Origin of the sequence: Pseudomonas sp. H26/SER47-MNA-CIBAN-0231 (assembly GCF_040310465.1) — a bacterium.
GTDB classification, from domain to species: domain Bacteria; phylum Pseudomonadota; class Gammaproteobacteria; order Pseudomonadales; family Pseudomonadaceae; genus Aquipseudomonas; species Aquipseudomonas atacamensis.
In genome coordinates this window covers 1-236 of sequence record NZ_JBEOPW010000193.1, presented here as the reverse complement: position 1 = coordinate 236, position 236 = coordinate 1, and the positions used below count along the sequence as shown (strand labels likewise).

The 236-nt window shown below is 66.9% G+C and carries 1 pseudogene; it reads left to right on the top strand.

Going from position 1 to position 236, the window contains the following annotated elements:
* Positions 1-236: pseudogene (locus tag AAEZ10_RS27765) on the top strand (nitric oxide reductase activation protein NorD); the annotation flags it as partial.

Below are 236 nucleotides of genomic sequence, written 5' to 3'. Positions count from 1 at the left end.
CCGCTTCATCACCCGTCGCGCCAGCCCGGATTTTCCGGAGGCACGGGTCGATCTTGAGAGCATGCAGCGATCGTTGTCGCTGATGTTTCGCGCCATGGGTGGGGCCAGCGGTGTCGGTGTCGAGGCCGCTAGCGCCCGCGACCTGGTGCTGCGGCGCAACCTGCTGCAACAGGTGGCCGGCACCTGCACGCAATTGCCGGTGGCCTGGTGCGACAGCAGTAACCTGCGCCTTCCAC